The 26,832-nt window shown below is 69.0% G+C and carries 23 protein-coding genes; 12 read left to right on the top strand and 11 right to left on the bottom strand.

The window, feature by feature from the left end; all coding sequences use genetic code 11:
• Positions 1-49 precede the first annotated feature (49 nt).
• Entirely contained in the window at positions 50-1,630 is a 1,581-nt protein-coding gene (locus ACFWYW_RS29415; RefSeq protein ID WP_379616094.1) for a MerR family transcriptional regulator, read from the top strand.
• A 760-nt stretch (positions 1,631-2,390) separates the two neighbouring features.
• Here ACFWYW_RS29415 and ACFWYW_RS29420 read toward each other — a convergent pair.
• Complete coding sequence (locus ACFWYW_RS29420) at positions 2,391-2,513, bottom strand: hypothetical protein (protein WP_379616096.1); 123 nt, start codon at positions 2,511-2,513, stop codon at positions 2,391-2,393.
• Positions 2,510-4,090, bottom strand: a complete 1,581-nt coding sequence (locus ACFWYW_RS29425) for an STAS domain-containing protein (RefSeq protein ID WP_379616132.1) — start codon at positions 4,088-4,090, stop codon at positions 2,510-2,512. Before ACFWYW_RS29425 ends, ACFWYW_RS29420 begins: the two co-directional genes overlap by 4 nt.
• Here ACFWYW_RS29425 and ACFWYW_RS29430 point away from each other — a divergent pair.
• Positions 3,980-4,288, top strand: a complete 309-nt coding sequence (locus tag ACFWYW_RS29430; RefSeq protein ID WP_379616134.1) for a hypothetical protein — start codon at positions 3,980-3,982, stop codon at positions 4,286-4,288. The genes ACFWYW_RS29425 and ACFWYW_RS29430 overlap by 111 nt on opposite strands.
• Positions 4,289-4,453: 165 nt before the next feature.
• Here the strand turns inward: ACFWYW_RS29430 and ACFWYW_RS29435 are convergent, their stop codons facing one another.
• The 7 genes from ACFWYW_RS29435 to ACFWYW_RS29465 form a co-directional block, all read right to left on the bottom strand.
• Positions 4,454-5,629 carry a cellulase family glycosylhydrolase gene (locus tag ACFWYW_RS29435; protein WP_379616098.1) on the bottom strand — a complete coding sequence of 392 codons (1,176 nt, stop codon included), beginning with the start codon at positions 5,627-5,629 and terminating at the stop codon, positions 4,454-4,456.
• A 153-nt stretch (positions 5,630-5,782) separates the two neighbouring features.
• Positions 5,783-6,730, bottom strand: coding sequence for a glycoside hydrolase family 3 protein (locus tag ACFWYW_RS29440; protein WP_379616100.1), 948 nt, complete (start codon positions 6,728-6,730; stop codon positions 5,783-5,785).
• Complete coding sequence (locus ACFWYW_RS29445) at positions 6,727-7,668, bottom strand: ABC transporter ATP-binding protein (protein ID WP_379616102.1); 942 nt, start codon at positions 7,666-7,668, stop codon at positions 6,727-6,729. Before ACFWYW_RS29445 ends, ACFWYW_RS29440 begins: the two co-directional genes overlap by 4 nt.
• Positions 7,661-8,629, bottom strand: a complete 969-nt coding sequence (locus ACFWYW_RS29450; protein ID WP_379616104.1) for an ABC transporter ATP-binding protein — start codon at positions 8,627-8,629, stop codon at positions 7,661-7,663. The genes ACFWYW_RS29445 and ACFWYW_RS29450 overlap by 8 nt, the downstream gene beginning before the upstream one ends.
• A complete protein-coding gene (locus ACFWYW_RS29455; RefSeq protein WP_379616106.1) occupies positions 8,626-9,474 on the bottom strand; it encodes an ABC transporter permease in 849 nt (282 codons plus the stop codon). The genes ACFWYW_RS29450 and ACFWYW_RS29455 overlap by 4 nt, the downstream gene beginning before the upstream one ends.
• Positions 9,471-10,460: an ABC transporter permease gene (locus ACFWYW_RS29460; protein WP_379616108.1), complete on the bottom strand. Its 990-nt coding sequence runs from the start codon at positions 10,458-10,460 to the stop codon at positions 9,471-9,473. The genes ACFWYW_RS29455 and ACFWYW_RS29460 overlap by 4 nt, the downstream gene beginning before the upstream one ends.
• Positions 10,461-10,463: 3 nt before the next feature.
• Entirely contained in the window at positions 10,464-12,101 is a 1,638-nt protein-coding gene (locus tag ACFWYW_RS29465; RefSeq protein ID WP_379639504.1) for an ABC transporter substrate-binding protein, read from the bottom strand.
• 79 nt (positions 12,102-12,180) lie between these two features.
• Here ACFWYW_RS29465 and ACFWYW_RS29470 point away from each other — a divergent pair, with 79 nt between their 5' ends.
• The 3 genes from ACFWYW_RS29470 to ACFWYW_RS29480 all read left to right on the top strand — a co-directional run bounded on the left by ACFWYW_RS29470 (position 12,181) and on the right by ACFWYW_RS29480 (position 18,799).
• Positions 12,181-13,608: an extracellular solute-binding protein gene (locus ACFWYW_RS29470; protein ID WP_379616116.1), complete on the top strand. Its 1,428-nt coding sequence runs from the start codon at positions 12,181-12,183 to the stop codon at positions 13,606-13,608.
• A gap of 54 nt (positions 13,609-13,662) precedes the next feature.
• Positions 13,663-17,841: a glycosyl hydrolase-related protein gene (locus tag ACFWYW_RS29475; RefSeq protein ID WP_379616118.1), complete on the top strand. Its 4,179-nt coding sequence runs from the start codon at positions 13,663-13,665 to the stop codon at positions 17,839-17,841.
• A 268-nt stretch (positions 17,842-18,109) separates the two neighbouring features.
• On the top strand, positions 18,110-18,799 hold the full coding sequence (locus tag ACFWYW_RS29480) for a hypothetical protein (protein WP_379616120.1): 690 nt from the start codon (positions 18,110-18,112) through the stop codon (positions 18,797-18,799).
• Positions 18,800-18,869: 70 nt separating this feature from the next.
• Here the strand turns inward: ACFWYW_RS29480 and ACFWYW_RS29485 are convergent, their stop codons facing one another.
• Positions 18,870-19,802 (bottom strand): helix-turn-helix transcriptional regulator, encoded by a 933-nt coding sequence (locus tag ACFWYW_RS29485; RefSeq protein ID WP_379616122.1) that lies wholly within the window; start codon positions 19,800-19,802, stop codon positions 18,870-18,872.
• Positions 19,803-19,890: 88 nt separating this feature from the next.
• Here ACFWYW_RS29485 and ACFWYW_RS29490 point away from each other — a divergent pair, with 88 nt between their 5' ends.
• Both ACFWYW_RS29490 and ACFWYW_RS29495 read left to right on the top strand, forming a co-directional pair.
• Positions 19,891-20,319 (top strand): VOC family protein, encoded by a 429-nt coding sequence (locus ACFWYW_RS29490; RefSeq protein WP_379639500.1) that lies wholly within the window; start codon positions 19,891-19,893, stop codon positions 20,317-20,319.
• Positions 20,316-20,681, top strand: coding sequence for a YdeI family protein (locus ACFWYW_RS29495; RefSeq protein WP_379626189.1), 366 nt, complete (start codon positions 20,316-20,318; stop codon positions 20,679-20,681). The genes ACFWYW_RS29490 and ACFWYW_RS29495 overlap by 4 nt, the downstream gene beginning before the upstream one ends.
• A 69-nt stretch (positions 20,682-20,750) precedes the next feature.
• On the opposite strand, the gene ACFWYW_RS29500 is transcribed toward ACFWYW_RS29495, so the two are convergent.
• Positions 20,751-21,512, bottom strand: coding sequence for a DUF4097 domain-containing protein (locus ACFWYW_RS29500; protein ID WP_379626187.1), 762 nt, complete (start codon positions 21,510-21,512; stop codon positions 20,751-20,753).
• A 264-nt stretch (positions 21,513-21,776) separates the two neighbouring features.
• Here ACFWYW_RS29500 and ACFWYW_RS29505 point away from each other — a divergent pair, with 264 nt between their 5' ends.
• The 5 genes from ACFWYW_RS29505 to ACFWYW_RS29525 all read left to right on the top strand — a co-directional run bounded on the left by ACFWYW_RS29505 (position 21,777) and on the right by ACFWYW_RS29525 (position 26,648).
• Positions 21,777-22,481, top strand: a complete 705-nt coding sequence (locus tag ACFWYW_RS29505; RefSeq protein ID WP_379626185.1) for a TetR/AcrR family transcriptional regulator — start codon at positions 21,777-21,779, stop codon at positions 22,479-22,481.
• On the top strand, positions 22,474-23,373 hold the full coding sequence (locus tag ACFWYW_RS29510; RefSeq protein WP_379626183.1) for an ATP-binding cassette domain-containing protein: 900 nt from the start codon (positions 22,474-22,476) through the stop codon (positions 23,371-23,373). Before ACFWYW_RS29505 ends, ACFWYW_RS29510 begins: the two co-directional genes overlap by 8 nt.
• Complete coding sequence (locus ACFWYW_RS29515) at positions 23,370-24,968, top strand: ABC transporter permease (protein ID WP_379626181.1); 1,599 nt, start codon at positions 23,370-23,372, stop codon at positions 24,966-24,968. Before ACFWYW_RS29510 ends, ACFWYW_RS29515 begins: the two co-directional genes overlap by 4 nt.
• A gap of 303 nt (positions 24,969-25,271) precedes the next feature.
• Positions 25,272-25,766 carry a peptidase inhibitor family I36 protein gene (locus ACFWYW_RS29520; protein WP_379626179.1) on the top strand — a complete coding sequence of 165 codons (495 nt, stop codon included), beginning with the start codon at positions 25,272-25,274 and terminating at the stop codon, positions 25,764-25,766.
• A 45-nt stretch (positions 25,767-25,811) separates the two neighbouring features.
• Positions 25,812-26,648, top strand: coding sequence for a hypothetical protein (locus ACFWYW_RS29525; RefSeq protein ID WP_379626177.1), 837 nt, complete (start codon positions 25,812-25,814; stop codon positions 26,646-26,648).
• Positions 26,649-26,832: the final 184 nt, after the last annotated feature.

Consider the following 26,832-nt stretch of genomic DNA (forward strand, 5'->3'; position numbering starts at 1 on the left):
TACGCTTCGTATCATTAGTCATTACCCATGAGGCGCGGAGAGGTGAGGCATGCGGAACGGGACGGCCGCCGCGCCGGTCCTGCGGGAGGATGACCGCGCGTCGCTCGCGGCCCTGAGCCGCGACCAGGGCGTCCCCGCACGGGTCGCCCGACGGGCGAAGATCGTCCTGATGGCGGCCGACGGGATGACGAACCACGCCATCGCCGAGCGGCTCGGCGTGACCAGAAAGACCGTCAGCGCGTGGCGCCGGCACTACGACAGCTCAGGGCTGACCGGTCTGGACGATCGGCCTCGGCGGGGACGGCCGCGCCGCCTCGATCATCGGGAGATCGTCGCGGCGACGCTCAGGCCGCCACCCGAGAGCCTGGGCGTCACGCGCTGGTCCAGCCGGCTGCTCGCGGCCCGCCTCGGCATCGGCGCCGCCACCGTGGCCCGGGCGTGGCGTGACGCGGGCATCTCTCCCAGGGGCTCGGGGACGTTCGCGTTCGCCACGGCTCCCGCGTTGGTGGCAGAGGTCGTCGAGGTCGTCGGGCTGTATCTCGCCCCGCCGGTGAACGTGATCGCGCTGCACGCGAAGGCCGCCCCCGCCGCCGGCTCGCGGGGCCGGCCACCCACGCCCCGCCCCGACGCCGGTGAGCGCCTCGGCGGCGCCGGCCGATTCGGTGGTGCCGGCCGCTTCGGTGGTGCCGACCTGCTGACCGCGATACGGAGCGCACCTCACGAGTGGGCCACGCCCCCTCATCGGGACGGGAACCTCGGCTACGTCCTCGATCTGCTCGAATTCCTCGACCACGTGGCGCGCACCTGTCCACCTGACGGCAGCGAGCCGGCGTTGCGCCTGGTCTTCGAGGATGACGCCGCGCACGTAAACGCCGCGATCCACGACTGGCTCGCCACCCACCCGCAGATCCGGGCGCACGTCGCCCCGCGCCGGCTGTGGCGCGGCCTCACCGAGATCTGGCTCGCCCTCACCGAAGCCCAGGCCGACCATGACCAGGCCGGCGGCGCTCAGGCAGGCTACGGCCAAGCAGGCGGCGGACACCACACCGACGCACCGGCTGGGACGGCGAGCCTCATGACCCCAGCCGCCTCCGCGCAGGCGGACGACGACCGGCGGACCTTCGTCTGGTTCGACAGGACCAAGGAGCACCCCCAGGCCGAGACCGAGCCCCCGGCCATGGCCGCCGACCGGCGGGAACCCTCATCTGAGGATCGGGGACTGCCTTCGATCCTTTCGATCCGGACCATCGCCGACAGCCTCGAAATCCCGCTCTCGACCCTGCACTACTGGGAGCGCCAAGGACTCCTCACACCGCATCGCCGCCACGGGCAGCGTTTCTACGACGCCGCCCAGATCCGGCGGATCGCGCTGGTCCACCTGTGGCGCGAGACGGGAATGCTGAGCATCGGCGACATCTCGCGCCTCCTCACCGATCAGGAGACGAGCGACTGGCGCCACACCGTGCGCGACCGGATCAACGCCATCGGCGACCAAATCGAACGGCTGGGTGCAGCGCAGACGTACCTGAGCCACCTGCTGATGTGCGCCCACGAACCACTGGAGCAGTGCCCCGACTTCCAGGAGATGGTCGATGCGCGCGTCGGCACGTGGTGCCGGACAGGGGATTGATCCCGCCAGGCCAGGAGAGCACCATGAAACGACACGTCAGCCATCCTCCGGATTGTTTCGTGCGAGGGTGCGGCCGCGTTTGACGGTCTTGCCGACGTCCGCGTCAAGCCAACTCGGGGTGAGCCCTGTCAGCGGCCCAGTTCTCCTGCCGGTCCAGGTCGCGGGCAACCACCGCTTCCTGAAAGCCTCGGCTGCGACCGGCAGCGGCAAGCAAGCACAGACACATGCCCCCGCAAGGCTGGCGCCAACGACGTATCAGGAGGTCAACCGGCGCTTCCCTCTGGATAGAGCCGGCATTGTTCGCGGAACTGTTCTGTGCCCGCCAGGCACGCAGGTCGTGACAGGCGGCGCTACCGCAGCCAGCGCGTCCGGGCGGATCACCGGCATGACACCAATCCCCGACGGGACCGGCATGTACGTCAGCGCCTCCTTCGGCCGGTCAGGCGAGTTGTCGGTGCTGGTGCTCTGCGCCCCGCTGCAGCAGCTATCCAGCGTCACCACGCTGCCCCACACCGTGCAGTCCATCACACAGGGATTCGTCGACCGCCGAGACTGCCCCGCCGGCACAATGTCCATGGGCGGCCCGGGCCGCGTTCGGCCTTCAATGCGCAGGCGCGCCCGATGGCGGGTGACTCCCGTGGCGTCGGTGATCCCTTGCGACGGGACAGATCTAGACGAACTACAAGCGCGATCCCCGCTCGGTAAGGGTTCAGGCCAGGCCGGTGGCCGGGGGTCTGCCTGCAAGAATCTGCAAAGGGGGTCAGGCCCAGCGGCTGAGGTCAACCGGGTCCTGGGCGATCGCATCCGGGACGCCGTGGCGGGCCGAACGGCGGCCGCGGGCGGGCTCGCCGTGGCGTCGGGGCGTGTAGCCCGCGATGGTCACCAGATCCAGTGGGAACGGAGGTCGGCGCGCCACTGCTTCGGGTAGTACTGCATGATGGTGAAGGCCATCCCGATGTCACGGGCGATGTACTGGTCGCGTTCGAGTTTGCGGGTGATCGGCTTGCCGGGCGCGCTCTGGTCATCCCACCAGGATTCCCACTGCTTGATGCAGGTTTGCGTCCCATAGTGCGGGTTGGAGCAGGGGGCGGGCGGCGACCAGATCTGCGTGTGGCCGAAGCTGACGACCTTGCCGGACGACTCCTCGGTGAGCGTGCCCCAGGCCTTCAGACAGTACGGCTGCGAAGGAATGTCCCACTTCACATAGTGCTGCCGTCCAGTGGTAGCGAGGGTCTGGAGATTCTGGCAACGCCCGTCGCCGATCTGCTCCTTGGTGATCCGCAGCTTGTAATAGGTGCCGTTGTCGGCCCAGCCGTCCAGCATCACCCAGTCGCCCTCGCGGATGAACGTCTCGGAAGAATCCGGCGGCCAGGTAGCCGGGTCTCCCCAGCTGATGCCGGACGTGGTCGATGACTGCGGCTTCCATGCCCACTGCCCGGCCGCCTTGCCGTCAGCCCAGAACTGGCCCGCGCTACGCACTGACATGCGCGAGTACTCACCGTAATTCTCGGTGCGCGAGGCATGAACGGGGACAGCGGATCCGACCAGCAACGCCACCACAACGGTGCTTGCCAGCATCATCTTGAACAACCGAACCTCCTTAGAATCTTGCCTACAAGTACGGCGGAGCTCACGACGGATGTCGAACGCGATACGGAACGCCTTCGGGAGCTCAGCAGTTGTGAACTCCCAGTGGGGAGTGATCAGAATGTCATGGAAGTAGCCGAATTCCCCGCATGAGCGCGTCCTGCGTCTCCTGCAGATCACCGGCACCTGCCAGCTGTTCCACACCCACCCATCGCTGCAGCAGGCACTGAGCGCCGTCCACCTCGACACCTCGGCCAGCGGCACCTGACCCCGCACAGGCTGGGCGGCAAGGGGGTGAAGGGTGCGCGTGCCAGGCGGCGTGTTGCGTCCGAGGCGGGTGCTGAGCCGGTCCAGGTGATTGCGCGGCCTGGCCTCCGCCGCCGGGAGGGGACCGTATGCGGTGGGCCGCGCGCGGTCCCCTCCCTCTCCCGCTGTTCGGGCTGCTGCGGCGGCTTCGATGGCGTCGTGCACGGTGAGGTCGACGTGCAGGTGTGACAGGGCTCCGGTGACGGCCAGCAGGCGTAGCGGCCGGTTTGGTGGCGCCGCCAGGCACAGCATCGTGCCCTGCCGGACGGCGTAGTGGTGGGCGCGCAGGAGGACCGACAGGCCGCTAGTGACCAGGAAGGACATCGCGCCGAAGTCGACGATGAGGCATGCGCTCGCGGTCGCCTCCTGAGCAACACCTCGTCCAGGAGGATGGCGCTGGTGACGTAGACGTCGCCGACCACACGGATCACGACACGCTGCCGCAGATGGTCGCAAGTGACCGTCAACGATGTGGACGCCTGGGAGCCCAGTACGTTCCCACCCGCCGAAAATCTGTTGGCCATCCTGACGATCGCGGCCATTCCCCGCCGCCTGGCCACCCGACAAACGTGCCTCCATCGCCAGCACGGCAAGAGTATGAGCTCCGCGAGCGACTGGGTGTCGATCGACACAGCCATTCTTCTGCGAGTCATCCGGGAGATCAGGGACTGCGAGGGGGTATCGATGTCAACGAGCACCAAGGTGGCGGAAGTATCTGTGCCGCTTCGAATCGATCCTCGAACATTGAAGGAGCTTGGGATGTGAAAACAAATGAATGGATTCTCGCTGGCGAATCAAGGTTCGTCTCAAGGAAGAAACGTGTGCCGACTTCGCCGTTTCGGCCATGGCCGTCGCTCCACCTGGTGCCGCAACGGCCTTTACGAAACAATGCCTGACCCAAAGCGGCGTGAGGTTGTCGCCGCGGGGGTGTCATGAGAGTTCCAGAATGCCGCGAGTAGCGAGATAGTCAGAATCGTCAGCCCGATCGGCGAGTGCAATGGCGACCCTTTCCCCCGCCGCCGCCCGCGCCATCCAGGCTTCGAAAAAAGCCCCGCCCGGCGCGGACGACGAGCGTATGCCATCGAACACCAGTGCTTGGGACCGGACCGCGGGAAGGTGATCCTTTGTGGCCACCGCACGGTAGGCGGCGGCCAGTGGCTTCTCCGTCCCGTCGTTGGCGAGAAGCCCGAGGGTGTACTCCAGCTCAGGGAAGTCCAGCAACTCGCGGCTGACGTCATGTGAGCACCACCACGTCAGCCCCCACACCTGCGTGCAGCTGAGCACGTTGTGCAGAGTCTTGGTGGCGAATTCGGCGGCGTGCTCGGCCGGGATGTGCGGCTCCGGCGCACCCACCTCCTGCACCCAAACGGCGCGGCCGGGGTCGGCTGCCCAGGCTTTGGCCAGCTCTACCACGTACTCGGCCAGGTGCGTGGTCTCCGGTGCGAGTGGTCCGTAACGTCCCGCGCAATCGCCGGAGAACACCCACGGGTGGACCGTCGTCATCGCCCCCTTGGTCGTCGAGGCCTGGGGGGTGAAGGGGTGCTCATCGTTGTACCAGACCGCGTCGTAGGCTGAGTGCACGTGCGGATGTCCGGGGTCGCCCTCGTGGCAGGCTGCCAGCAGCCTGTCCAGCCACGCGTCCACTTCCGGCGCCGCCACGGGGTTGTGGGCGACCAGGTTGTTCAGTTCGTTGCCCAGCGTCAGGCCGAGCAGGTTGGGCTTGTCCGCCAGTGCGGTCGCTACCGTCCGCACCAGCTCCACCTGGGCCTCCACCACGTCCGGGTCGGTGAAGACGTTGCGCTCATGCCAGGTCTGCAGCCAGGTCGGGTAGAAGTCGAAGCTCGACAGGTGCCCTTGCAGCAAGTCCACCTGCACGTTCAGGCCCGCTTCCGCGGCTGTGTCCACCACACGGCACACGTCGTCGATCGCGCTGCGGCGGATCAACCCGCGATGCGGCTGCAACAACGGCCACAACGGAAATATCCGGACATGGTCGAGCCCTAGCTCGGCGATCTGCTCAAATTCCTTCCGCACCACGGCGAGATCAAGATCCAGCCAATGATGAAACCATCCCCGTGCGGGGGTGTAGTTCGCCCCGAAATGCATAGAAAGCCTTTCTTGGTACGGCTGCCGCCATATGCTGGCTAATCGCCGTCTATTCCTACTGCCTTTGATCCGTGTCCAGGGTTGCGTGCAGTACTGTCTGGGTCGTTGGGCGCTTCCCGGGTTTCGCGCCGTATGTTCGGCGGTCCCCGTGTTTCACGGCGTCAGCGACAGGATCCGCGAGGCCGCTTCCTCCACTCGTCCCTGCGCCAGCCGTCCCTGCGCGACAGCGGTGACGATGGCGTCCCTGACCTGTGGGATGTCCACCGCCTGATCCCCGATCAGGACCAGGTCCACGCCCGCCGCCAGCGCTGCCACGGCCGCCTCGCCAGGCGTGAAGGCGTCACTGATCGCCCGCATCTCCAGCGCGTCCGTGACCACCACGCCCGCGAATCCGATCTGCTCCCGCAACAGCCGGGCCACCAGCAGCGGATTGAGCGTCGCGGGCGCATCGCCATACCCGGCATACCGCACGTGGGCCGTCATGATCATGGGAATCCCGGCCCGCACCGCGGCCCGGAACGGTACGAGATCGTCGTCGCTCAGCGAAGCGGCCGGCAGTTCCAGATGCGAGTCCTTGGTGGTGCCGCCATGCCCGGGGAAGTGCTTGGCACAGGCGATGATCCCCGCCTCCCGCAGCCCCGTGGCATAGGCGAGCGTATGCCGGGCCACCAGTTCAGGATCGGCCCCGAACGAGCGCGCACCCACGATCGGGTTGTCCGGCCGTGAGCCGAGGTCCGCGCAGGGCCCGAAAACGACGTTCAGCCCCAGCCCGCCCACGATCATCCCGAGCTCCCGCGCGACCTCCCGGGTGTACTCGAGATCGTCGCGCGCGCCCAGCGACCGGTTGCCCTCGCCCTGCGGCAGGCCCGCCGCAGCCAGGTGATTGGTGTTGACGCCGCCTTCGGCGTCAGTGGCGATCAAGGCGCCGGGCCCGGCCGCGCGTACGGAGTCGGTGAGCGAGCACAACTGCTGGGCGGATGAGACGTTACGCTCGAACAGCATGACGCCGCCGAGTCCCCCCTCCAGCAGCCCGCGCAACTCGCCGGTCAGCGACGTGCCGGATATGCCGGCCATCAGGCAGCGGGCGGCGAGGTCTTTCACGCATCCTCCTCGGCGGAGTGGAGCCAGCAGTGCGTCCAATGCCCGTCGCCCTGCTCGCTGCGCGGCGGGAAACGCTCGGCGCAGACGGGCATCGCGACCGGGCAGCGCGGATGGAAACGACAGCCGGGCGGCGGGTCGATGAGGCTGGGCGGCTCGCCGAGATCTTCGTCGCTGTCCTCGGTGGTCCGATCCGGATCGGGGGCGGAGGCGAGCAGTAGCCGGGTGTAGGGGTGTTTGGGGGTCTCGGTGATCGCGTCGGTGGGGCCGCCCTCGATCATCTGCCCCGCGTACATCACCCGGATCTCGTCGGCGAAGTAGCGGGCACTGGCGATGTCGTGGGTGATGTAGAGCATGGCCAGTTGCTCCTCATCGCGCAGCCGGGCCAGCAGGTTGAGGATGTCCAGCCGGATCGACACGTCCAGCATCGAGATCGGCTCGTCACCCAGCAGGACGCGGGGCCGTACGGCGAGAGCACGGGCGATGACGACCCGCTGCCGCTGTCCGCCCGACAGCTCGTGCGGGAACTTGGCCAGGAACGCCTCCGGCAGGTTCACCCTGCGCAGCAGTTCGGCCGCCTGCTCGCGGGCCGCGGCCTTGGTGCGGGCGTGGCCGTGGATGCGCAACACCCGGCCCAGGATGTAGCCGATGCGGTGCACGGAGTTCAGTGAAGCGAACGGGTCCTGGAAGATCAGCTGCACCTGCCGCAAGTAGGTGGCGCCGTCGCCGTCGTGCAGCTTCACCGCGCCGGAGGTCGGCGGGTAGTAGCGGGCCAGGATGCGCGCCAGGGTCGTCTTGCCGCTGCCGCTCTCACCCACCAGCGCGATCGTCCGGCCCGCGTGCAGGCTGAGGCTCACATCCTGTACGGCGTGCACGGCCTTGCCCCGCCCGACCGGGAAGGACTTACTGACGTGCACGGCCTCCAGCACTGGTTCACTCATGGTCGGCTCCCTGGTGCAGCAAGCAGGCGACCTGCCGCCCGTCGAGGTCGAGAAGGGTGGGCACGGTCGAGCCGCATGCCTCCATCCGGACGGCGCACCGAGGCTCGAACGCGCACCCCGCGGATGCCTTCCGCAGGTCGGGTGGCGAGCCGGGAATGCCGCGCAGCTGTCTGCGTTCCCCGTGCAGGGGCGGGAAGGAGTCGCGCAGGCCCCGCGTGTAGGGGTGTTTGGGGGAGTGGTAGAGGTCCTTGGCGTGGGCCAGTTCCACGATCCGCCCGCCGTACATGATGGCGATCTTGTCGGCCATCTCGATGAGCAGGCTCAGGTCGTGGGTGACGAAGATGACGGCGAATCCCAGCTCGCGGCGCAGGCGCATGATCTGCCGCATGATTTGGCGCTGCATGACGACGTCCACGGCGGTGGTCGGCTCGTCCATCACCACCAGTTCGGGGTCACACGCCAGCGCCAGGGCGATGGTGGCGCGCTGGCGCATGCCGCCTGACATCTCATGCGGAAAGGCGCGCAGCCGGTCGGCGGGGATGCCGACCAGGCCGAGCAGGTGTGCGGCCCGCTCCCGCGCCGCGGCCTTGGAGACCTTGCGGTGCTCGCGGATGACGTCGACGAACTGGCGTTCCAGCCGGTGCACCGGATTGAGGGCGTTCATCGCGCTCTGGAAGACGATCGCCAGCCGTTCCCACCGCATGGATCGCAGCCGGTCCTGCGGCACCTTCATCAGGTCGACGTCGCCCAGCATGGCCCGGCCGCCGGTCACGCGGGCGGGCGGCCGATCGAGCCTCAGCAACGCGGTGATCAGCGTGGTCTTGCCGCTGCCGCTCTCACCCGCCACACCGAGGATCTCGCCCCGGCCGAGAGTGAAGGAGACGTCGTTGACCGCGCGGACGGGTGCCTGCGGGTCGTAGTACTCGACGTTCAGGCCGGTGACCTCAAGCAGTGGTGTCATCTGGCCACCTTCAGCGTCGCGTTGCGCAGTTTGGGGTTGGTGAGCTCGTCGATGCCGAAGTTGACCAGACCGGCCGCGGTGCCGAGCAACGCGATGAGCGCTCCCGGCGGCACGAACCACCACCATGCGCCGAGCACCAGCGCCTGGGCATTGTTGCTCCAGTAGAGCATCGAGCCCCAGCTGGTGATGTTGATGTTGCCCAGGCCGATGAAGGCCAGCCCGGCGTCGGCGAAGATCGACCCGACCACCGCTCCCAGGTAACCGGTGAAGATCAACGGCAGCAGGTTGGGTATCAGCTCGAAGACGATGATCCGCCACTTCTTCTCGCCGCTCAGCTCGGCCGCCATGACGAAGTCGCGGTTGCGCAGCGACAACGTCTGGGCGCGCTTCTGGCGCGCGCCCCAGGGCCAGGCGGTGAGCCCGATGATCAGCGCGACCAGCAGCCAGCCGCCCTGGCCGCGCACGTAGCTGGCCACGATGATGAGCAGCGGCACGCCGGGGATCACCAGGAAGACGTTCGTGATCAAGGTGAGCGTGGCGTCGGCCTTGCCGCCCAGGTACGCCCCCGTTACACCGACCAGCACCGACAGCACGACCGCGATGGTCCCGGCGACCAGGCCGACCAGCAGTGAGGTCCGGGCGCCGACGACGAGCTGGGCCAGCACGTCCTCGCCGAGCAGCGTGGTGCCGAGCGGATGCGCGGCCGACGGCGGCGCCAGCGGGTTGGCGGTGTCGAGGTGGGTAGCCGACAGTCCCATGGCGTCGGTGACGAACGGTCCGAAGGCGGCGACCAGCACGACAAAGACGATCATGCAGACGCCCGCCGTGACCTTGGCGCTTTTCACCTGACCTCCCTGGTGCGTGGGTCGAGCAGGCCGTAGACGGAGTCGGCGATGAAGTTGGCGCCGAGCACCGACAGCGAGATCACCAGGAAGAGCGCCTGCATGAGCGGGTAGTCGAGCTGGCCGATGGCCTTGAACATCAGCGTGCCGACCCCCGGATAGGCGAAGACGATCTCCGCGAGCAGCGACCCGCCGACAACCCCGCCGATCGCGGTGGCGAATCCGGCAACACTGGGCAGGATCGCGTTGCGCGCCTGGTAGTTCATCAGCACCGCGCGCGGCTTGAGGCCCTTGGCGGTCCCGAGCAGCACGTAGTCCTCGGACGCCGTGGTGATCATCATGTTGCGCATGCCGAACATCCACCCGCTGAACGACGACAGCAAGATCGTGGTCGCGGGCAGGATCGCGAACTCCACGGCGCTGGCGACGAACTCGACGGTGAACCCCAGCGGGATGTCGGGATTCCAGCCGCCGCTGACCGGGAGCCACTGCAGGTTCAGCCCGAAGATCATGACGGTCAGCAGAGCCACCCAGAAGTACGGCAGCGCCCCCAGGAAAGTGGAGACCGGCGTCAGCACCGAGTCGAGCCGGCCGCCCGGATTGCCGCCGATGAGGATGCCGAGCCCGGTGCCGATCAGGAAGCCGAGCACGGTCGTGGTGCCGACCAGCACGATCGTCCACCAGATGGCGTCACCCACCACCTCCGACACCGGCTGGGGGTAGAAGGAGGTGGAAACGCCCATGTCCAGGTGGAACAGGTTGTTCAGGTAGGTGAAGTACTGCTCCAGGAGCGGGCGCTGGGTGCCGCCGAACATCGCCCTGATCGCGTCGGCCTGCTCCGGCAGCAGCGGCTGCCGCTGCGACATCGAGGAAATGAGGGCTTCCGCCGGGTCGCCCGGCATCAGCCGGGGCAGCAGGAAGTTCAAGCTGATCGCTATCCACGCGGTGAACAGGTAGAAGGCGACCCGGCGGAGGAGGAATCGGGACATGGGCTACTGGGTCGCGGGCTTGAGCGACAGCAGCGTCTGGATGTTGTCCGGCGGGCCCGACCAGGGGGCGGAGATGGTGTAGGGGTTGTCCTTGTCGGGCCAGCCCACCCAGTCCTTGGTGCTGTACTCGGCAGACGCGCCGATGTTGGCCAGCGGGATCATCGGCACCTGCTCGACCATGTACCTCTCGATCGCGTGGACGTGCTTCTTGACCTCCTCGGTGTCGGCCGTGGAGGACATCTTCTTCAGCAGGCCGTCCACTTCGGCGTTCTTGATCCGGCCCCAGTTGTACTCGATGCCGATCTTCTTGCTCGACAGGATGGAGTCGTAGAAGGCGTAGGGCGTCTGGCCCTGGTACACCGAGCCGCCGGTGATGACGTCGAAGTCACCCTTCTTGCGGAGGTCGGCGAGCTGCGTGCCGGGAATCGGTTTGACGTTGACCTTCATCCCGATCGCGTTGAGCTGCTGGGCGATGATCTTGTCGCGTTGGACCGCGTCGCCCCACTCGCCGTTCTCCAGGATGTCGAAGGAGATGTCCTCCGGCTTGAGGTTCGCCTTGGCAAGTTCGGCCTTGGCTTCCTCGGCCCTGGCGTCCTTCTGTACCGCGCCGGCGTACTCGGGGGCGATCCAGGAGGCCATGGTCTCCTGGTCCAGGCCGGTGGCGTTGATCGGGTGGAACATGCCCGGGTTGCCGGCGTCGGCGATCTCCTGGCGGTTGAGTGCCAGGGAGATGGCCTTGCGCACGTGGACGTTGTCGAAGGGCTTCTTCTCGGTGTTCATCCACATCAGCAGCGAGCCGTAGGTGGGATACCAGGCCTTGTTGCGTTCGGGATCCTTGTCCACCCAGCTCTTCATCACGTTCGGGAACGCGCCGCCCGACCAGGTGATCTCACCGGTGAGCATGCGCGGCAGCGCGCCGGTGCCGCCGATGATGGGCATCTTCAGCGTCTTGACCGGCACCTCCTGCTTCCAGTAGTCGGGCCGGGCGGTGAAGGTGAGTTGCTGGGGTGAGTACTCCAGCTTGTAGGGGCCGGTTCCGACCGGGTCGGGGTTGGTGAAGGTGTTGGGATCCTGGTCCTTGTAGACCTTCTCCTGGACCGGGCGCAGGCGGCCGATCGTGTCCGTGAGTGTGAAGGAGGGGGCGTCGAAGCCGAGGATCACGGTCTGGTCGTCGGGGGTCTCCACGCTGGTCCACTCAAGGAGGGCGCCGTTCTGGACGGCCTTCTTCTCCCGGCCGTACTTCAGCGTGAACGCGACGTCCTTGCTGGTCAGCTTGTTGCCGTCGCTCCAGTTCGCACGCGGGTCGAGGTGGATGGTGATCTTCTTGCCGTCCTCGGACCAGTCATACTTGGTCGCGAGCCACGGGACGAACTCGCCACCCTTGAGAATGTTGAACGTCCAGAGGTTCTCGTAGACGTACCCGTTCATGCCGAGGGAGGCCTGTGGGTTGAACGGGCTGAAGTTGCGGTTGATCGTGGTGCCGCCGAAACCGATGTCGATCACCATCGGCTTCTGGTCGCTCGCCGCTGCCTGGGTACTGCCCGGCTGGGCGGATTGGCCGGTGGCGCCTGATTTGCCGCCGCTGCTGCAGGCGGTGAGGGCGGCTGCGAGGAGGGCGGCGATGGCAATTGTCTTTTTCATGGGGGGCTCCTCTCTGGAGGTGCCGTGACAATAATGACAAAATGCGTGGCGAATCAAGAGGCATGCGGGAAGGAGTTCGATGCGGGCCACGCCTCTCTATCGTGAGCTGAAGGCCAAGCTGCGCGAGGAGATCGAGAACGGGGTCTACGGTCTGGACGGCCGCCTTCCGACCGAACACGAGTTGTGCGAGCGCTTCGAGCTGTCCCGCACGCCGGTCACCCGTGCCCTGGCCGAGCTGGCCGACGAGGGCGTGATCATCAGGCATCGCCGCCGCGGCACGTTCGTCAACCCCGGCTTCGCTCCTCCGGTACGGCAGCGCCGTACCGGAACAGATCCCAAGCCGACCCTGCGCATCCTGCGCGCGGACGGCACCTGGGTGGGCGCGATGCGCGCGGCGGCGGGCGACGCCATCACCCTCGAAGTCATCCGGCCGCCTCTCCGCGAGCTGCACCAGACCTTCCTGTCGGCCATCGCCGCAGGTGAAGGCCCGGACCTGGCGGTGCTGGACTCGGTGTGGATCGCCGAGTTCGCCGGCAGCGGCTTCCTGACCCCGCTCAACGAGCTGGACCCCGAGTGGGTGGAGGGCGAGCACGACGCCGACTTCCTGCCCACCTTCGCCAAGGCCTACCGCTCGGGCGACGCGGTGGTCGCGGTACAGGGCCCGTCGGACGTGGCCGGGCTCTGGTATCGCCGCGACGCGCTGCGGCGAGCCGAGATGAACGCCCCCGCCACCTGGTCCGACCTGCACGAACTGGGCCGTCGCCTGGCCGCCGTCCGCCCGCCGGGCCGTCACGTGATGGCCATGCCCGGAGGCCGGCGGGCCGCCGAAACCACGACGTACGCGCTGACCGCGTTCCTGGCCTCCAATGGCGCGCCGGTGCTGACCGAAGAGGGCGTGGTGCTCGACAGCCCGGCCGCGGTGGAGACCATGCGCTTCCTTCGCCGTCTCATCGACGACGGCATCCTGTTGCCCGAGGTCATCGGCTACGGCTCAGACGACGCCGTCCAGCTGCTGGCCGAGGGGCGCGCGGACCTGTTCGTGGGCGCCAGCGACCTGGCCGGATGGGCGGGTGACTCCATCGACCACATAGGCGAGGAGTTCGGCTTCGCGCCGATGCCGCGCGGGCCGCACGGGCGCGCCGCGGTGCTCTGCGGCGGCATGGCGTACGCGGTGCCGCGCCAGGCTCGCCACCCGCATCTCGCGATGCGGTTGCTACGGGCCGCGCTGGCGCGTGAGGAACTGGTCCGCGGGTGCCTGGAGACCGGCCAGCTACCGCCCCGGATGTCGGCGATGGCGGAGATCGCCACGGCTTCGCAGTTTCACGCCGAGACCGGCCGGCGGCTCGAACACGCCGTGATGCGGCCGTCCAGCCCGGTCTACGCGCTGGTCTCGGCCCGTCTGCAGGCCATGTGCGAAGACGTGCTGTCGCGTCGCCGAACCCCCGAAGAGGCGGTCGCCAGAGCCGCTGACATGATCAGCGCGATCACGGGCCTTGACATCGCTTGAAGCCGGACGCTTCGATTTGCCATCGGGTAGTAGCAAATCGTGGGTGGGAGTGGCATGCGCATCGCCGGGATCACGGGGACCGATCTGTTCAAGGGCAAGCCTTCCCGGCCGCTCCAGGTCGTGCGCGTCACCGTGGCCGGACCGTCGCTCGAACCGGTGACCGTGCGGGTGGAAGGCCCCGCCGTGACGACCGTCGAACCGGTCCGCCTTCCACCGCTGCGCGCCGGTTCCGAGCGGGTCGCCGAGGTCGGCGTGGCGTTGGCCGAGCCGGTCACCGAAGGCTCGCCGCGCCGCGTCGTGGCCATGGCGACCGGCTCCGGCGGCGGCGCGCGGGCCGAAGGTGAGATCCGCGCGGCCGTGCCCGGATGGACCATGTGGATGGTCTCGCACTTCCACTACGACCCGGTGTGGTGGAACACCCAGGCCGGGTACACCCAGACCTGGTACGACGTCCCCGCCGCCGACGAGCCCCGGCCCAAGACCACCGTCTTCACCGCTTTCGACCTGGTCCGCGCCCACCTGGAAGCGGCGCGGCGCGACCACGACTACAAGTTCGTCCTGGCCGAGGTCGACTACCTCAAGCCGCACTGGGACTCGTGCCCAGAAGACCGTGCGGACCTGCGCCGCTTCCTCGACGAAGGCCGCATCGAGATCGTCGGCGGCAACTACAACGAACCCAACACCAACCTCACCCACCCCGAGACGACCGTTCGCAACGCCGTGTACGGCATGGCCTACCAGCGCGAGGTCATCGGCGGTGACCCGCGCAGCGCATGGATGCTCGACGTCTTCGGCCACGACCCCGCCTACCCCGGCCTCATGGCCGACGCCGGACTCGACTCCAGCGCCTGGGCCCGCGGGCCCTTCCATCAGTGGGGCCCCAACAGGCACGTCGGCGACAACCGGCTGATGCAGTTCCCCAGCGAGTTCGAGTGGATCTCCCCGGACGGGCGCGGCCTGCTCACCCACTACATGGCCAACCACTACAGCACCGGCTGGGCCATGGACCACCAGGCGTCCTCGACCGACGAGGCCCTGAAGGTCGCCTACGAGCAGTTCGCCGAACTCGCCCCCGTGGCCGCCACCCGCAACGTCATGCTCCCGGTCGGCGGCGACCACGTCGTGCCCTCCCGCTGGTGCACCGAGATCCACCGTCAGTGGCCCTACCTGTGGCCGCGCTTCACCGTCGGGCTGCCCCGCGACTTCTTCGCCGCCGTCCGCGCCGAACTCGGCCGATCCCGCCGCCGGCCCAGCCCCCAGACGCGGGACATGAATCCGGTCTACACCGGCAAGGACGTCTCCTTCATCGACACCAAGCAGGCCCACCGGGCCGCCGAGGTCGCCGTGCTCGACGCCGAACGCCTCGCCACCCTCGCCTCGCTGCGCGGCGCCGCCTATCCGCGTGAGGCCCTCGACAAGGCATGGCGGCTGCTGGTCTACCTGGCCCACCACGACGCCCTCACCGGCACCGAATCCGATCAGGTCTATCTCGACCTCCTGGGGAACTGGCGTGAGGCGCACGACCTGGGCGACATGATCCGCCGCTCCGCCGCCGCGCACCTGGCGGCCCAGGCCGACACACGAGGGCCCGGAGTGCCGGTATCGGTGTTCAACACCCTGTCCTGGGCCCGCACCGATGTGGTCACCATCCGTGTCACCTTCCCCGAGGGCCACCAAGGCTTCACCCTCATGGCTGGGCCGTCGTCCGTTCCGGCAGTGGCCGATGGCGTGGTCAGGCGCGCGGACGGGTCGCTGGCCGAGGCGACGATCACCTTTCTCGCCCGGGACGTCCCGGCTCTCGGATACCGGATATTCCATCTCATCGCGGCCCCTGACCTGCCCTGCTGGACGGCCGAGCCAGGCACCACGATCTCCGGCGAGGCCTTCACCCTCACCGCCGACGGCCCCGCCCTCACCTCGATCCGGGACAACCGCACCGGGCGTGAACTGCTGCGTGAGGGCGGGCTGGGCGGCGTGCCGTACCTGCAGGAGGAGTATGACAAGCACCCCGAATGGGGTGAAGGGCCGTGGCACCTGCTACCCAAGGGCCCCGGCGTCCTCCCGCAGACCGGCACCGTCCGAGCGGAGGCCTCCCCGCTGGGCCGCCGCCTGATCATCGAGACCGCCCTCGGCGGGCTCACCCTCACCCAGGAGGTACTGCTGTGGAAGGGCGTGGATCGGGTGGACTTTCGCCTGCACGCCGACGGCTCCATCGGCCGTGACCGCCTGTTGCGCACCCGCTTCGACTTCGACCTGCCCGGCACCAGACCCGTCTACGAGACCGGCTACGCGGCCATCGGCCGTTCCTTCGGTCACCCCAACGCCGATGCGGCGCAGATGTTGTGGGCGCAGGACAACCCGGCGCTCAACTGGGCGGGCCTCAGCTCGGCAGTCCGCCTCGACCTCGGCGACACGCAACTCGCCGTGGGGGTGGCCGAGGTCGTCGCTCCCGACGGCGTGGATGTCCGCCCGCTCCTGGCCGCCCTGGCCGCCTGTGGCGTCACCGCGACCTCCGGCGTCCCCGAGGGGCCCCGGTACGGCCGGCTCGACCTGGACTCCAACCTTCCCGACACCCGCATCGTCATCGGCGGACCCGACCACAACACCCTCGCCGCCGAGATCCTGCACGGCCACGACACCCACGCCCTCGAACTCGCCCGGACCGGCCGCACTCTCGTCCCGGCCTCAACGCCCGCGGGCGCGCGCACCGACGTCCGCGGCCCCCACGCCCTGCCCGCCCTGATCATCACCGACCCCGACGCGCTGGCCGCCGACCTCGACGACGCCGTGATCGAGGTACGGCAGCGCACCCCGCACCTGCCGGAGGTCGCCGGGTCGCTCACCCCCTACTCGGTCGCTCTCATCAACCGGGGCACCCCCGGCTTCGTCGCCGAGCCCGACGGCACCGCGTACATGGCTCTCATGCGCGCCTGCACCGGCTGGCCCAGCGGGATCTGGCTGGACGGCGAGCGCCGCACCGCCCCGGACGGCTCCGACTTCGGCTGGCAGCATTGGAGCCACACCTTCGCCTACAGCCTGGTTTCCGGCCCCGGCGACTGGCGCGACGCGGGCTTCGTACACGCCGGCCACGAGGTCAATCACCCGATGCTCGCCGGCGAGCCTGGCACACACGACGGCGAACTGCCGCCGCGTCTCAGCCTCGCGTCGGTGAGTCCGGACTCAGCGGTGCTGACCGCGCTCAAGCAGGACAACTCCGGCGACGTGGTCTTCCGCTTCTACGAGCCACACGGCCGGGCGACAACAGCCCGGCCGGCCCTGCACGGGGGCATCGCGGCGGCCTACCGGGCGAACATCCTGGAAGAACGTGACGGCGACGAGCGTGCCGAAGTCGACCTGGCCGCCGCGCAGGTGGCCACCGTGACGGTCGTCCCCGCGGCCCGCCGTACCGGAAATGTCGTGATAGCGCCGCAGGCGGAGCCCGTGCAGCCGGTGCACACACGCTACTGGCTGCACGACAAGGGGCCGGCGCCGCTGGGCGACCTGCCCACCGCCGTGCACCTGTCGCCTTCTCCGGTACGGCTGGCGCCCGGAGAGCAAGGCGCGCTGCGGCTCACTGTCGCGTCCTCCACCCACCACGCCCACGGCACGGTCGAGCTCGACGTGCCGCACGGCCTCAAAGTCGAGGCCCCCGAACTGCGCTACGACCTGGCGCCGGGGGAGTGGGCCGAATTCGCCCTCACGGTGCGAGGCGAGCAGGGCGCACGCCACCTGGCCGCCCGGATCCGCGACGAACTGGGCCAGATCCTGGAAGACACCGCGGAAATCCTGATCGAGGCCGAGCCCGTGACCCTCACCGCGGAACTCTGGACCGAGCCGTCCAACGCCCGGCCGTCGGGCCCAGAGCTCGCGTTGCGGCCGGGGGAACGCGGTGAGCTGGTGCTCAGGCTGGCCACCAGTGCTGACGCGCGAGTGCGGGGCGAGGTGCAACTGCTAAGCCCGTTCGGCACCTGGGAACTCATCCCGGACTGGACCCGTGCCTTCGCCATCGAGCCCGGCGGGCGCACTGAACTGCACTTCACCATGACGGCGCCACACGACCTCAGGCCGGGCAGCCACTCGTGGGTGCTCGCGAAGATCGGCTGGTTCGGGCGGCTGACCTACACGCCTGCAGTTCCGGTGACCATCGTGTGGAACTCCGATTCCGCCCCGCGTCACCCGCCGAACGGACGGCAACCGCAGCGCCAACCCCCGCGCGGAACCAGTGACGGGTGAAGTTCCTCGACTCGGTGACCGTCCACGGGACACTGCCCTCCTCCGGGCCGGACGCGTCCAGCATTGTGCTGTTCGCCGGCTCGGCCGTGCTGCGCGGGCAGGGGTGACGCTCGACCTCATCAGCGTCACGGTCGGCGTCGCTCGGGAGCCTCCCCTACGGCCGTCACGAGGCCCCGCGGTCAGGTCGAGCGGGACTGAAGCCGGGGCGGCCGCGAGGCTCTTCGCCGCGACGCCGGGGCCGGCGCGCTCGATGGTCCCGGCGACGTCGGTGCCCACGACCGAGGGGAACGCGATCGGGAAGAACGTCCGCGTTGACATCGATGGCGTCGAGGTCCCAGGTTGGGGTGATGGAAGAGTTTCGCATGGCGCGGGCATTTCCGTCGTGACCGTTGTTCGGTTGGTTCTCCCTTTTGTGCTCTTAATTCCCGTATGGCTGATATTCATTGCCCTCATCCCTGATCATCATCGAATCGGGCCGGTGCTCCTTGCGGCAGTGGCGACGGTGGTCGTACCCGGAGTGCGGTTGGCCAGATGGCGGCAATTAGCCGTTGCCACGGTTGCGCGCTTCTCTCCTGAGAGCGTGGAGATGGAGGACCGGTACGGATCGCGGGTGCACCTGGCATGGCGGCACATCGACCGCATCGATGCCGTGGAAAGCCGGTTTCCCAGTCCACGAACCATTGCCAAGGCCGGCAAAATAGGTGTTCGAACGGGAGCCAGGCGATGCATCGGCCTGATCGGCTGGGGCGACTACGAGATTCCGCACCAGGCCCCCCGCTGGTTGCCGGCCTATCGGGCCCGGCTGCCCGTCGATCCGGCATCGGGGCTACGGAAAATCAGCATCCCCCTCGGTGCCGTCGATCCCCTGTGGGAATCCGGCCCTATGGGCGACCGGGTCCGCCGGCACCGGCCTGATCTCTTCCAGCCGGCCGTCGCCTCTGGCGCGCATCCCGCCTAAAGGACAGGTGCCGGTCCCGGCCGCATTCCATGGAAGGGAGTCTCACGTTTCCGGGTTCGGCGCTCCACTGTCAGGACTCCGCGTAGCGGCTGGTCAGTTCTCGTCCGATGCGGGCGAGTTCGTCGCGGACGGAGCGGGGCTCGGTCACCTCGACCATCGCGCCCCAGCCGGCCAGTTGCTCGGCGATCGCGCGTGGCATGTGAGCGGCCACGCGAGCGCGGACGCGGCCGCCGGGTTCGGTCGCGACGACCTCGCAGTGCCGTCCGAAGTGCGAGCGCAGCACGGGCAGGAACCTGGCGTCGATCAGCACCTCGGCGGTGACGAGCGAGCGTCGCTGCTCCATCTGCTCGACGGTGCGTGACCACTCGGCCGCCAGGTCGAAGTCCTCTGGCCGTTCGGCGGGCTGGTCGGTGATCACCGCTTCGGTGATGCGGTCGACACGGAAGGTACGCCGGCCTTTGGGGGTGTCCGCGATGAGGTACCAGATGCCGTCCTTGTCGACCAGGCCCAGGGGATCCACGAGCCGCTCCTGCCCGTTGTAGGCCAGCCGTACCTTGACTCTGCGCACCACCGCGGACTGCAGGGACTCGTGCGGGACGGGATGCTCCCGGCCGGCCTCACCCCAGCCCGCCGGGTCGGACACGACGGCCTGTGTGGCGGCCTCGGCGTCGGCGCGGAAGGTCGCCGGCAGGGCGCGGACGAGCTTGCGCAGGGCGGAGGTCAGCTCGGGGGTGGCCGTTCCGGCCCGGCCGAGAAGGAGGAACAGGGCGCGGGTCTCGGCCGCGTTCAGGCCGGTGAGGTCAGTACGGGCGCCGCCGACGAGCGACCATCCGCCGCCGCGGCCCGCCTGGGGGTAGACCGGGATGCCCGCCGCCGACAACGACTCCAGGTCACGGCGGGCGGTGGCCACGGAGGTCTCCAGCTCCGCGGCCAGTTCCGCGGCGGTCACCCGGCCACGGGTTTGAAGCAGCAGCAAGGCTGCCACGAGACGGTCGGCACGCATGTCCTCATCCTGGCAAACAAAGTGCTCAGTTGATGAGCACTTTGAGCGGGATGATGGATACACGACCTCGAGAGAGAAGGAAGATCACATGTTGCGAGGGCTCACCACCACGTCGTTCTACTCGCCCGACCTCCAGGCCACCAAGAGCTGGTACACCGAGCTGTTCGGGATCGCGCCCTACATGGACACCCCGGCCTACCTGGAGTGGCGCATCGGTGACTACCAGCACGAGTTCGGCGTCATCGACAGCACTTACGCCGACAGCGAGCTGGCCAGGACCCCGTCGCCGGAGGCGGTCGGCCGGCCGGCGGGCGCGGTGGTCTTCTGGCACGTCGACGACGTGCCCGCGGCGCTGGACCGGCTCGTGAAGATGGGAGCCAAGGAGCACGACGCGCCCCGCGACCGCGGCACCGGCTTCATCACCGCCACCGTGATCGACCCGTGGGGCAACATCCTGGGCCTGATGTACAACCCGCACTACCTGGAGGTGCTGAGCACCATGAAGAGCGAGTCATGAAGATCTTCGCCGATGCCGCCGCCTGGCGGGAGTGGCTGAGCGCCCACCACACCTCCGACACGGAGGTGTGGGTGGTGCTGGCCAAGAAGGGCACCACCGAGCCGACCAGCCTCACCTACGAGCAGGCCTTGCAGGAAGCGCTGTGCCGTGGCTGGATCGACGGGCTCACCCGCCGGCGCGACGAGGCGACCTACACCCAGCGCTACACCCCACGCCGCCCGCGCAGCTCATGGTCGCGGCCGAACATCGCGCGGGTGGCACGGCTGCGGCAGGAGGGCCGGATGCGGCCGGCCGGGCTCGCCGAGGTCGAGCGCGCCCAGGCGGACGGCCGCTGGCAGGAGTCTGACGCCCCCGCCTCGTAGAGCTCACCTGGGCTCGATGAGAACGGCTCCCGCGCGGTCGGTGTGCACGTAGAGCCCCTCGGCGCGCGCCTACTTCGGTAGATACCGCTTCACCACCACGTCGCCGAACATGGTCGAGGCGTGGATCTCCACGCTCTCCTCGGGCGGCGGCCACGTCTCCAGCAGATTGCGCACGGCGCCGTAGGTGGAGTCGAGGCTGAGCCGGGCGGCGCTGCCCCGTCTGACGCCCACCTCGACCTGCCCCGACGCCGTGATCGTCACCGAGCCTCTGGCCACCTCGCCGATCCTGATGTCGCCGTCCCCGGTCGTGACCTCGACGTCGTCGTGGGCCCGCTCGACCACGATCCGGCCACGGCCGGTCGTGACCCGCAGACCGCCGGCGGCCTCGCCGAGGCACAGGTCGCCGTGCCGCATCGTGATGACGGCCGGACCCTCGACGGCGGCGACGCACACCTCGCCCGCCCCGGACTCCACGTCGAGCCCGGCGGTCTGGTCGAGCTGGATCCCACCGTGGGCGCTGTGGATCCTGGTCTCCCCGAGCCGGCCATGGCTCCGCACCTGGCCGGCCGCAAGGTCGATCTCCAGGCCGGAACCTTCGGGGAGCCGGATCTCCACCTCGACCGAACCCAGGCGCGGTGCGCGCACCTTCAGGTGGCCACCGGAGTACTCCACCTCGGTCAGGCCGGCCGCGGTCACATCGTCGTCGTCGGCCGGGTCGAGCGGGCGCACCCTGACCCGCGTGTCGGCGCGGCGCTCCGCCACGAGCCGAACATCTCCCGCCGCGAGGTCGACCGTGGCGTGGATGGGTTTCGGGGTGTCAAAGACGTTCACGCTGTGCACTCTAAGTTGACGGTGTACGCGCCGGCAATCACGCGGTGTACCTCCACGGCTAAGTCGAACCCGCGCTCGGCCACCCCACGACCGGCGTGCCTCTCGCTGTGCGGCGACGCGGTCCCGAGCGCCAATGACGGACCGCTCGGGGGCCATGAGTCATCGCTCATGCCGAGCCGTTGCCGGACAGGTCGGCTACACGGGTGTGTAGTATGTTTTTTCGTCATATAGTAATCTGCATGACGGAATAGGGGATCAGTGGCCATGACCACACCCGCACCCGACTCGGAAGACCTGACCGCCCGCGCCAGAATCAGGGACGCGGCCCTGCGGCACTTCGGCGAGTACGGGTTCGAACGCACCACCCTCAAGGAGATCGCCGACACCGCGGGCGTGTCCGCAGGGCTGGTCCGCCACCACTTCGGCTCCAAACAGGCACTGCGCGAGAAGTGCGACACCTACCTCGCCAAGATGCTCCGCAGGCTCAACGACCAGGCCAGGGCCGGCGACATGAGCGCCGCCGACGTCAACTACGTCGCGCTCAGCCGGGCCGCCCTGGGGCCCTACCAGCCGTACCTGGCACGCGCCCTGACCGAGGGCTGGGCGGCGCCCGTCTTCGACGGCATGGTCGAGATGGGCGAGCAATGGCTGGCCGAAGCCGAACGTGACCGCCCCGACCCTCCGCTCGCCGACCGCCGGGTCCGCGCGGCGCTCGGGGTGGCGATGGCGCTGGCCGTACCGATTCTGCATCGGCAGTTGTCGCGCAACATCGGCATCGACATCTTCAGCCCCGAAGGCGACGACCTGCTCGCCCGTGCCCTCCTCGACATCCGCTCGCACCCCATGCTCACCCCGGAGCAGGCCGCCGCCGCCGTCAACGCCCTCGACAAGCATCGCGGCAACCCGCCCCCGCGTGAGCGCGTGGCCGCACTCCGATCCCACGACGATGAAGAGGAAGACGATGACTGACGCCGTCATGGTGGCCGGGCTGGTCAAGACGTTCGGCTCGACCCGCGCGCTGGACGGCCTCGACCTCGTCGTCCGCGCCGGCGAGGTGCACGGCTTCCTCGGGCCGAACGGCGCGGGCAAGAGCACCACGATCCGGATCCTGCTGGGCCTGGTCCGGGCGGACGCCGGTGACATCGGGCTCCTGGGCGGCGACCCCTGGAACGACGCGACGACGCTGCACCGCCGGCTGGCGTACGTGCCCGGTGACGTCACGCTCTGGCCGCACCTGTCCGGCGGCGAGGTCATCGACCTGCTCGGCGAGTTGCGCGGCGGCCTCAACCCCAAGCGCCGTGGCGAGCTGATCGAACGCTTCGACCTCGACCCGCGCAAGAAGGGCCGCGCCTACTCCAAAGGCAACCGGCAGAAGGTCGCCCTCGTCGCCGCGCTGGCCGGTGACGCCGAACTGCTCATCCTCGACGAACCCACCTCCGGCCTGGACCCGCTCATGGAGGAGGTCTTCCGCGAGGCCGTACGGGAGGAGAAGGCCCGTGGCGACCGCACCGTGCTGCTGTCCAGCCACATCCTGAGCGAGGTCGAGACCCTGTGCGACCGCGTGACCATCATCCGCGACGGGCGCACGGTCGACACCGGTACGCTGGCCGGCCTGCGGCACCTGACCCGCACCAGCATCCAGGCCGAGCTGGCCGGGCCGGCGGACGGGCTGGCCGTCCTGCCCGGCGTGCACCACCTGCGCATCGACGGCGCCCACGTCGCCTTCGAGGTCGACGCGCCCGCGCTGGACGGCGCGCTGCGCCACCTCACCCAGGCAGGTGTACGCGGCCTCGTCAGCCAGCCGCCCACACTGGAGGAACTGTTCCTGCGGCACTACGACCGGACCGGAGCCCAGAGGTGAGCGCGCTGACCGGCACCGGCCGGCTCACCCGCCTGGCGCTACGCCGCGAACGGGTCATCGCCCCCTGGTGGGTGCTGCTCATCGTGGCCCTGGCCCTGATCATGGTCAACTACATCACCACCCGTATGGGCACCTACGCGCTCAAGGTCGAATACACCGAGACCATCAGCCGCAACGCCTTCCTGTACGCCCTCGGCGGCGGCACCGTCGAACCCCGGCTGGAAGTGCTCGCCACCTGGCGCAGCGGCGGATTCCTGTACGTGTTCAGCGCGTTCGCCGCCGTCATGTCCGTCGTCCGGCACACCCGCAGGGAGGAGGACAGCGGGCGCGCCGAACTGGTCGGCTCGGCCGTGGTCGGCCGCCGCGCCCCGCTGACCGCCGCCATCCTGGTGGCGGCGGGTGTCAGCGTGGCCTGCGGGCTCGCCGTCGCCGCCGTGCTGATCGGGATCGGGTTCGAGCCGGTCGGCTCGCTCGCCTACGCGGCCGCCGTCACGGCGGCCGGCTGGGTGTTCGGCGGCATCGCCGCCGTCGCCGCCCAGCTCGCGCGCAACGCCCGGACCGCCACCATGATCGGCCTGTCCGTCCTGGCCGTGTCGTACGTGATGCGCTACGCGGGCGACGCCACCGGGCAGCACTATCTGATCAACCTGTCACCGATCGGGTGGAGCCACCTGGTGCGGCCGTACCAGGACGAAAGGTGGTGGATGCTCGGCCTGTCGATCCTGGTCGGCGTCGCGCTCCTGGCGCTCGCCTACCGGCTGCTCGACCGGCGCGACCTGGGCGCCGGCATCCTGCCAGAACGCCTCGGGCCCGCCGGAACCACGCGCCTGCGCGGCCCGGTCAGCATCGCCTGGCGGCTGCACCGTTCGCTGCTGATGGCGTGGGCGGCCGGGGTCGCCTTCTTCGCCGCGGCTGCCGCGGGGCTGAGCCCCTTCGTCCGGGACCTGCTCGCGCGGCCGAGTGTCGTCACCGACGGCATCATCGAGTTGCTCGGCATGCCGGCCGCGGCCATCGGCGGCTACTCCTGGTACCTGATCCTCATCCTGGCCTACGTCGTCGCGCTGTACCCGGTGCTCATGACGCTGCGGCTGCGCGAGGAGGAGACCTCGGGGCGGGCGGAAGCCGTTCAGGCCACACCGCTGACCCGGCTGCGGTGGGCCGGCGGGCACCTGGTCGTGGCCGGGCTCGGCACGGCGGCGCTGATGGCGGTGGCCGGGCTCGTCTTCGGCACGCTCTTCTCCGTGCTCGTGGGCGACCTGTCCACCGATCTGCCCAGATTTCTGGGGGGCGCGCTGAGCGTCGTGCCGGCGGCGTGGTGCGTCGGGGCGATCTGCGTGCTCGCCTACGGCCTGCTTCCCCGGGCCTGCACCGCGATCTGCTGGATCGCCTGGATCCTGACCGCCGCGCTCGGCCAGGTCGCCGGGCCGCTGTACGGGCTGTGGGGCGGCAGCCCGCTGGAGCCGTTCCACTACATCCCCAACCCCTTCGGCGGGGAGCCGTTCAACGCGGGCGCCCAAGCCGCCCTGCTCATCATCACGGCGATTCTGCTGTACGGCGGGCTGCACACCCTGCGCCGCCGAGACTTCGGACAGTGAGGTTGACCATGGTCGAGTTCGCCAAGAAGTACGACATCCCGCACCAGCTGCTCGACGCCTCCCGCTAGGGCGGCCGGCTGGAACTCGTGGCGGATCTGGCGTACCCGCTGCCGGTCGTCATCGCCGAACTCCTCGGCGTGCCCGCGAGCGACCGCGAACTGTTCAAGCGCTGGGCGGACATGCTGTGCCTGGACGCCTACCCCGAACACCAGGATCGGTTCCCGTGCCACAGCCATCTTGCGTGGCGGTCAAGGCGCTTGACCGGTGTGCGGGGTTTCGAGGATTCCGTGCAACGATCTTCCGGTGATTCCCGCGGCGAATTACTTTGTGAAGCGTCCGCAAGCAAGGAAGGGAATGCGCGTGAAACGGAAAGCCGCTCTTATTATCGGCGCTCTCTCGCTCGGTGTCGCGGGGTTCGCGGGATTCGGTCCTGCCGCTCAGGCTGCCGACAAGCCCCCCGCTCAGTCTGTGGAGGAGGCGCTCGTCGAAGTCGTCGACACTTCCGATGTGTCCGCCCAAGCCGCATGCAGCAACAACCGGCTTTGCCTGTATGAGCACGACAATTTCGCCGGTCGCTATTACCTGCAGATCGAACTCAGGGCGGGTATCTGCGGGAATCTGCCCGCCGAATACAACAACTGGGCGAGTTCACAAAAGAACACCAACGGCCGGTCAGTGTGGTTCTACGACCGCGCGAACTGCTCCGGAACGCACGGTTACAGCGCTCGGGCCGAAAGCCAGGACAAGGACCTGACGAACAACGGCTTCGACAACAAGACCAGCTCGCTCCTGCTGTGATTCCCGCGGGAGCACGAACGCCCACCCGAACGTAGGAGATGAGCCATGCCGTTCCGGCGATGGGGCGCGGCCCTCGTCATGCTCCTCGCCGGTACGGCCTCGGCGTGCTCGGACCCACCGGCGAAGATCACCATTCCCGAACCCGGCGTGCAGGCGCGGCGGCTCACGCTGCCCTTCGACGCCTACAACTTCAGCCCGGCCGAGGTCATGACGCTCGACGTCGCCGAGGACCTTCTCGTCCGCGACTGCATGAAGGGCCGCGGCCTGGCCTGGCGGGCGCTGCCCGGTCCCGCCGAGAGCGAGAGCGCCCCGCCGCATCTCCGCCGCTACGGCGTCATCGAGGCGCGAACGGCCGGCCTCTTCGGCTACCACCCGCCTCCGGACCGGCCAGGAGTGGCCGCGCGCAAGGCTGACGCCCTGGCCCGCCTGGCCGGAGCGACGCCGTACGTGCGCGAGGCCGCCAGGAAGTGCCTCGGCCAGGCTCGCGACCACCTCGGCGCCGGAACCCCGAAAGCCGACGCGGCCTTCTTCAACAAGACCATCTTCGCCACCTTCGACGCCTCCCAGCGCGACGAGCGGGTCACCCGGGCGTTCGGCGCGTGGAGCGCCTGCATGGCGGAGGCGGGCTCGCGCTACCCGGATCCGCTCAGCGCGATCACCGACCGGCGCTGGTCGACCAAGCAGCCCACCGAGCAGGAGATACGCACGGCCCAGGCGGACGTGCGCTGCAAGGAGAGGACCGGTCTCGTGGCGCTCTGGGCAGCCGCCGACACCCGCCTGCAGAACGACGCGATCCGCGCTCATCCGAAGAAGTTCCGGGAGCTGAAGGCGGTCAAGGACCGGCAGCTTGAGGCAGCTCGCCGTGTCCTCGCCCGAGGCTGACACCGGTGCGTCCAACGCGGCCCCGCATCGGTGACTACGGGGTGTAGGCGAGCAGGGTCGCCGGCGGTCAGCGGGCCCACCAGCTCGGCGACCAGCCCGTCGAGGAGGTCGGGCCAGGGGAGGCCGACCGTGCGAAAGGCGTCGAACAGGTCTTTGGGGGGAGATGGGCGGGAAGTCCCATGAT

The organism is Nonomuraea sp. NPDC059023, assembly GCF_042740095.1.
GTDB lineage: Bacteria > Actinomycetota > Actinomycetes > Streptosporangiales > Streptosporangiaceae > Nonomuraea.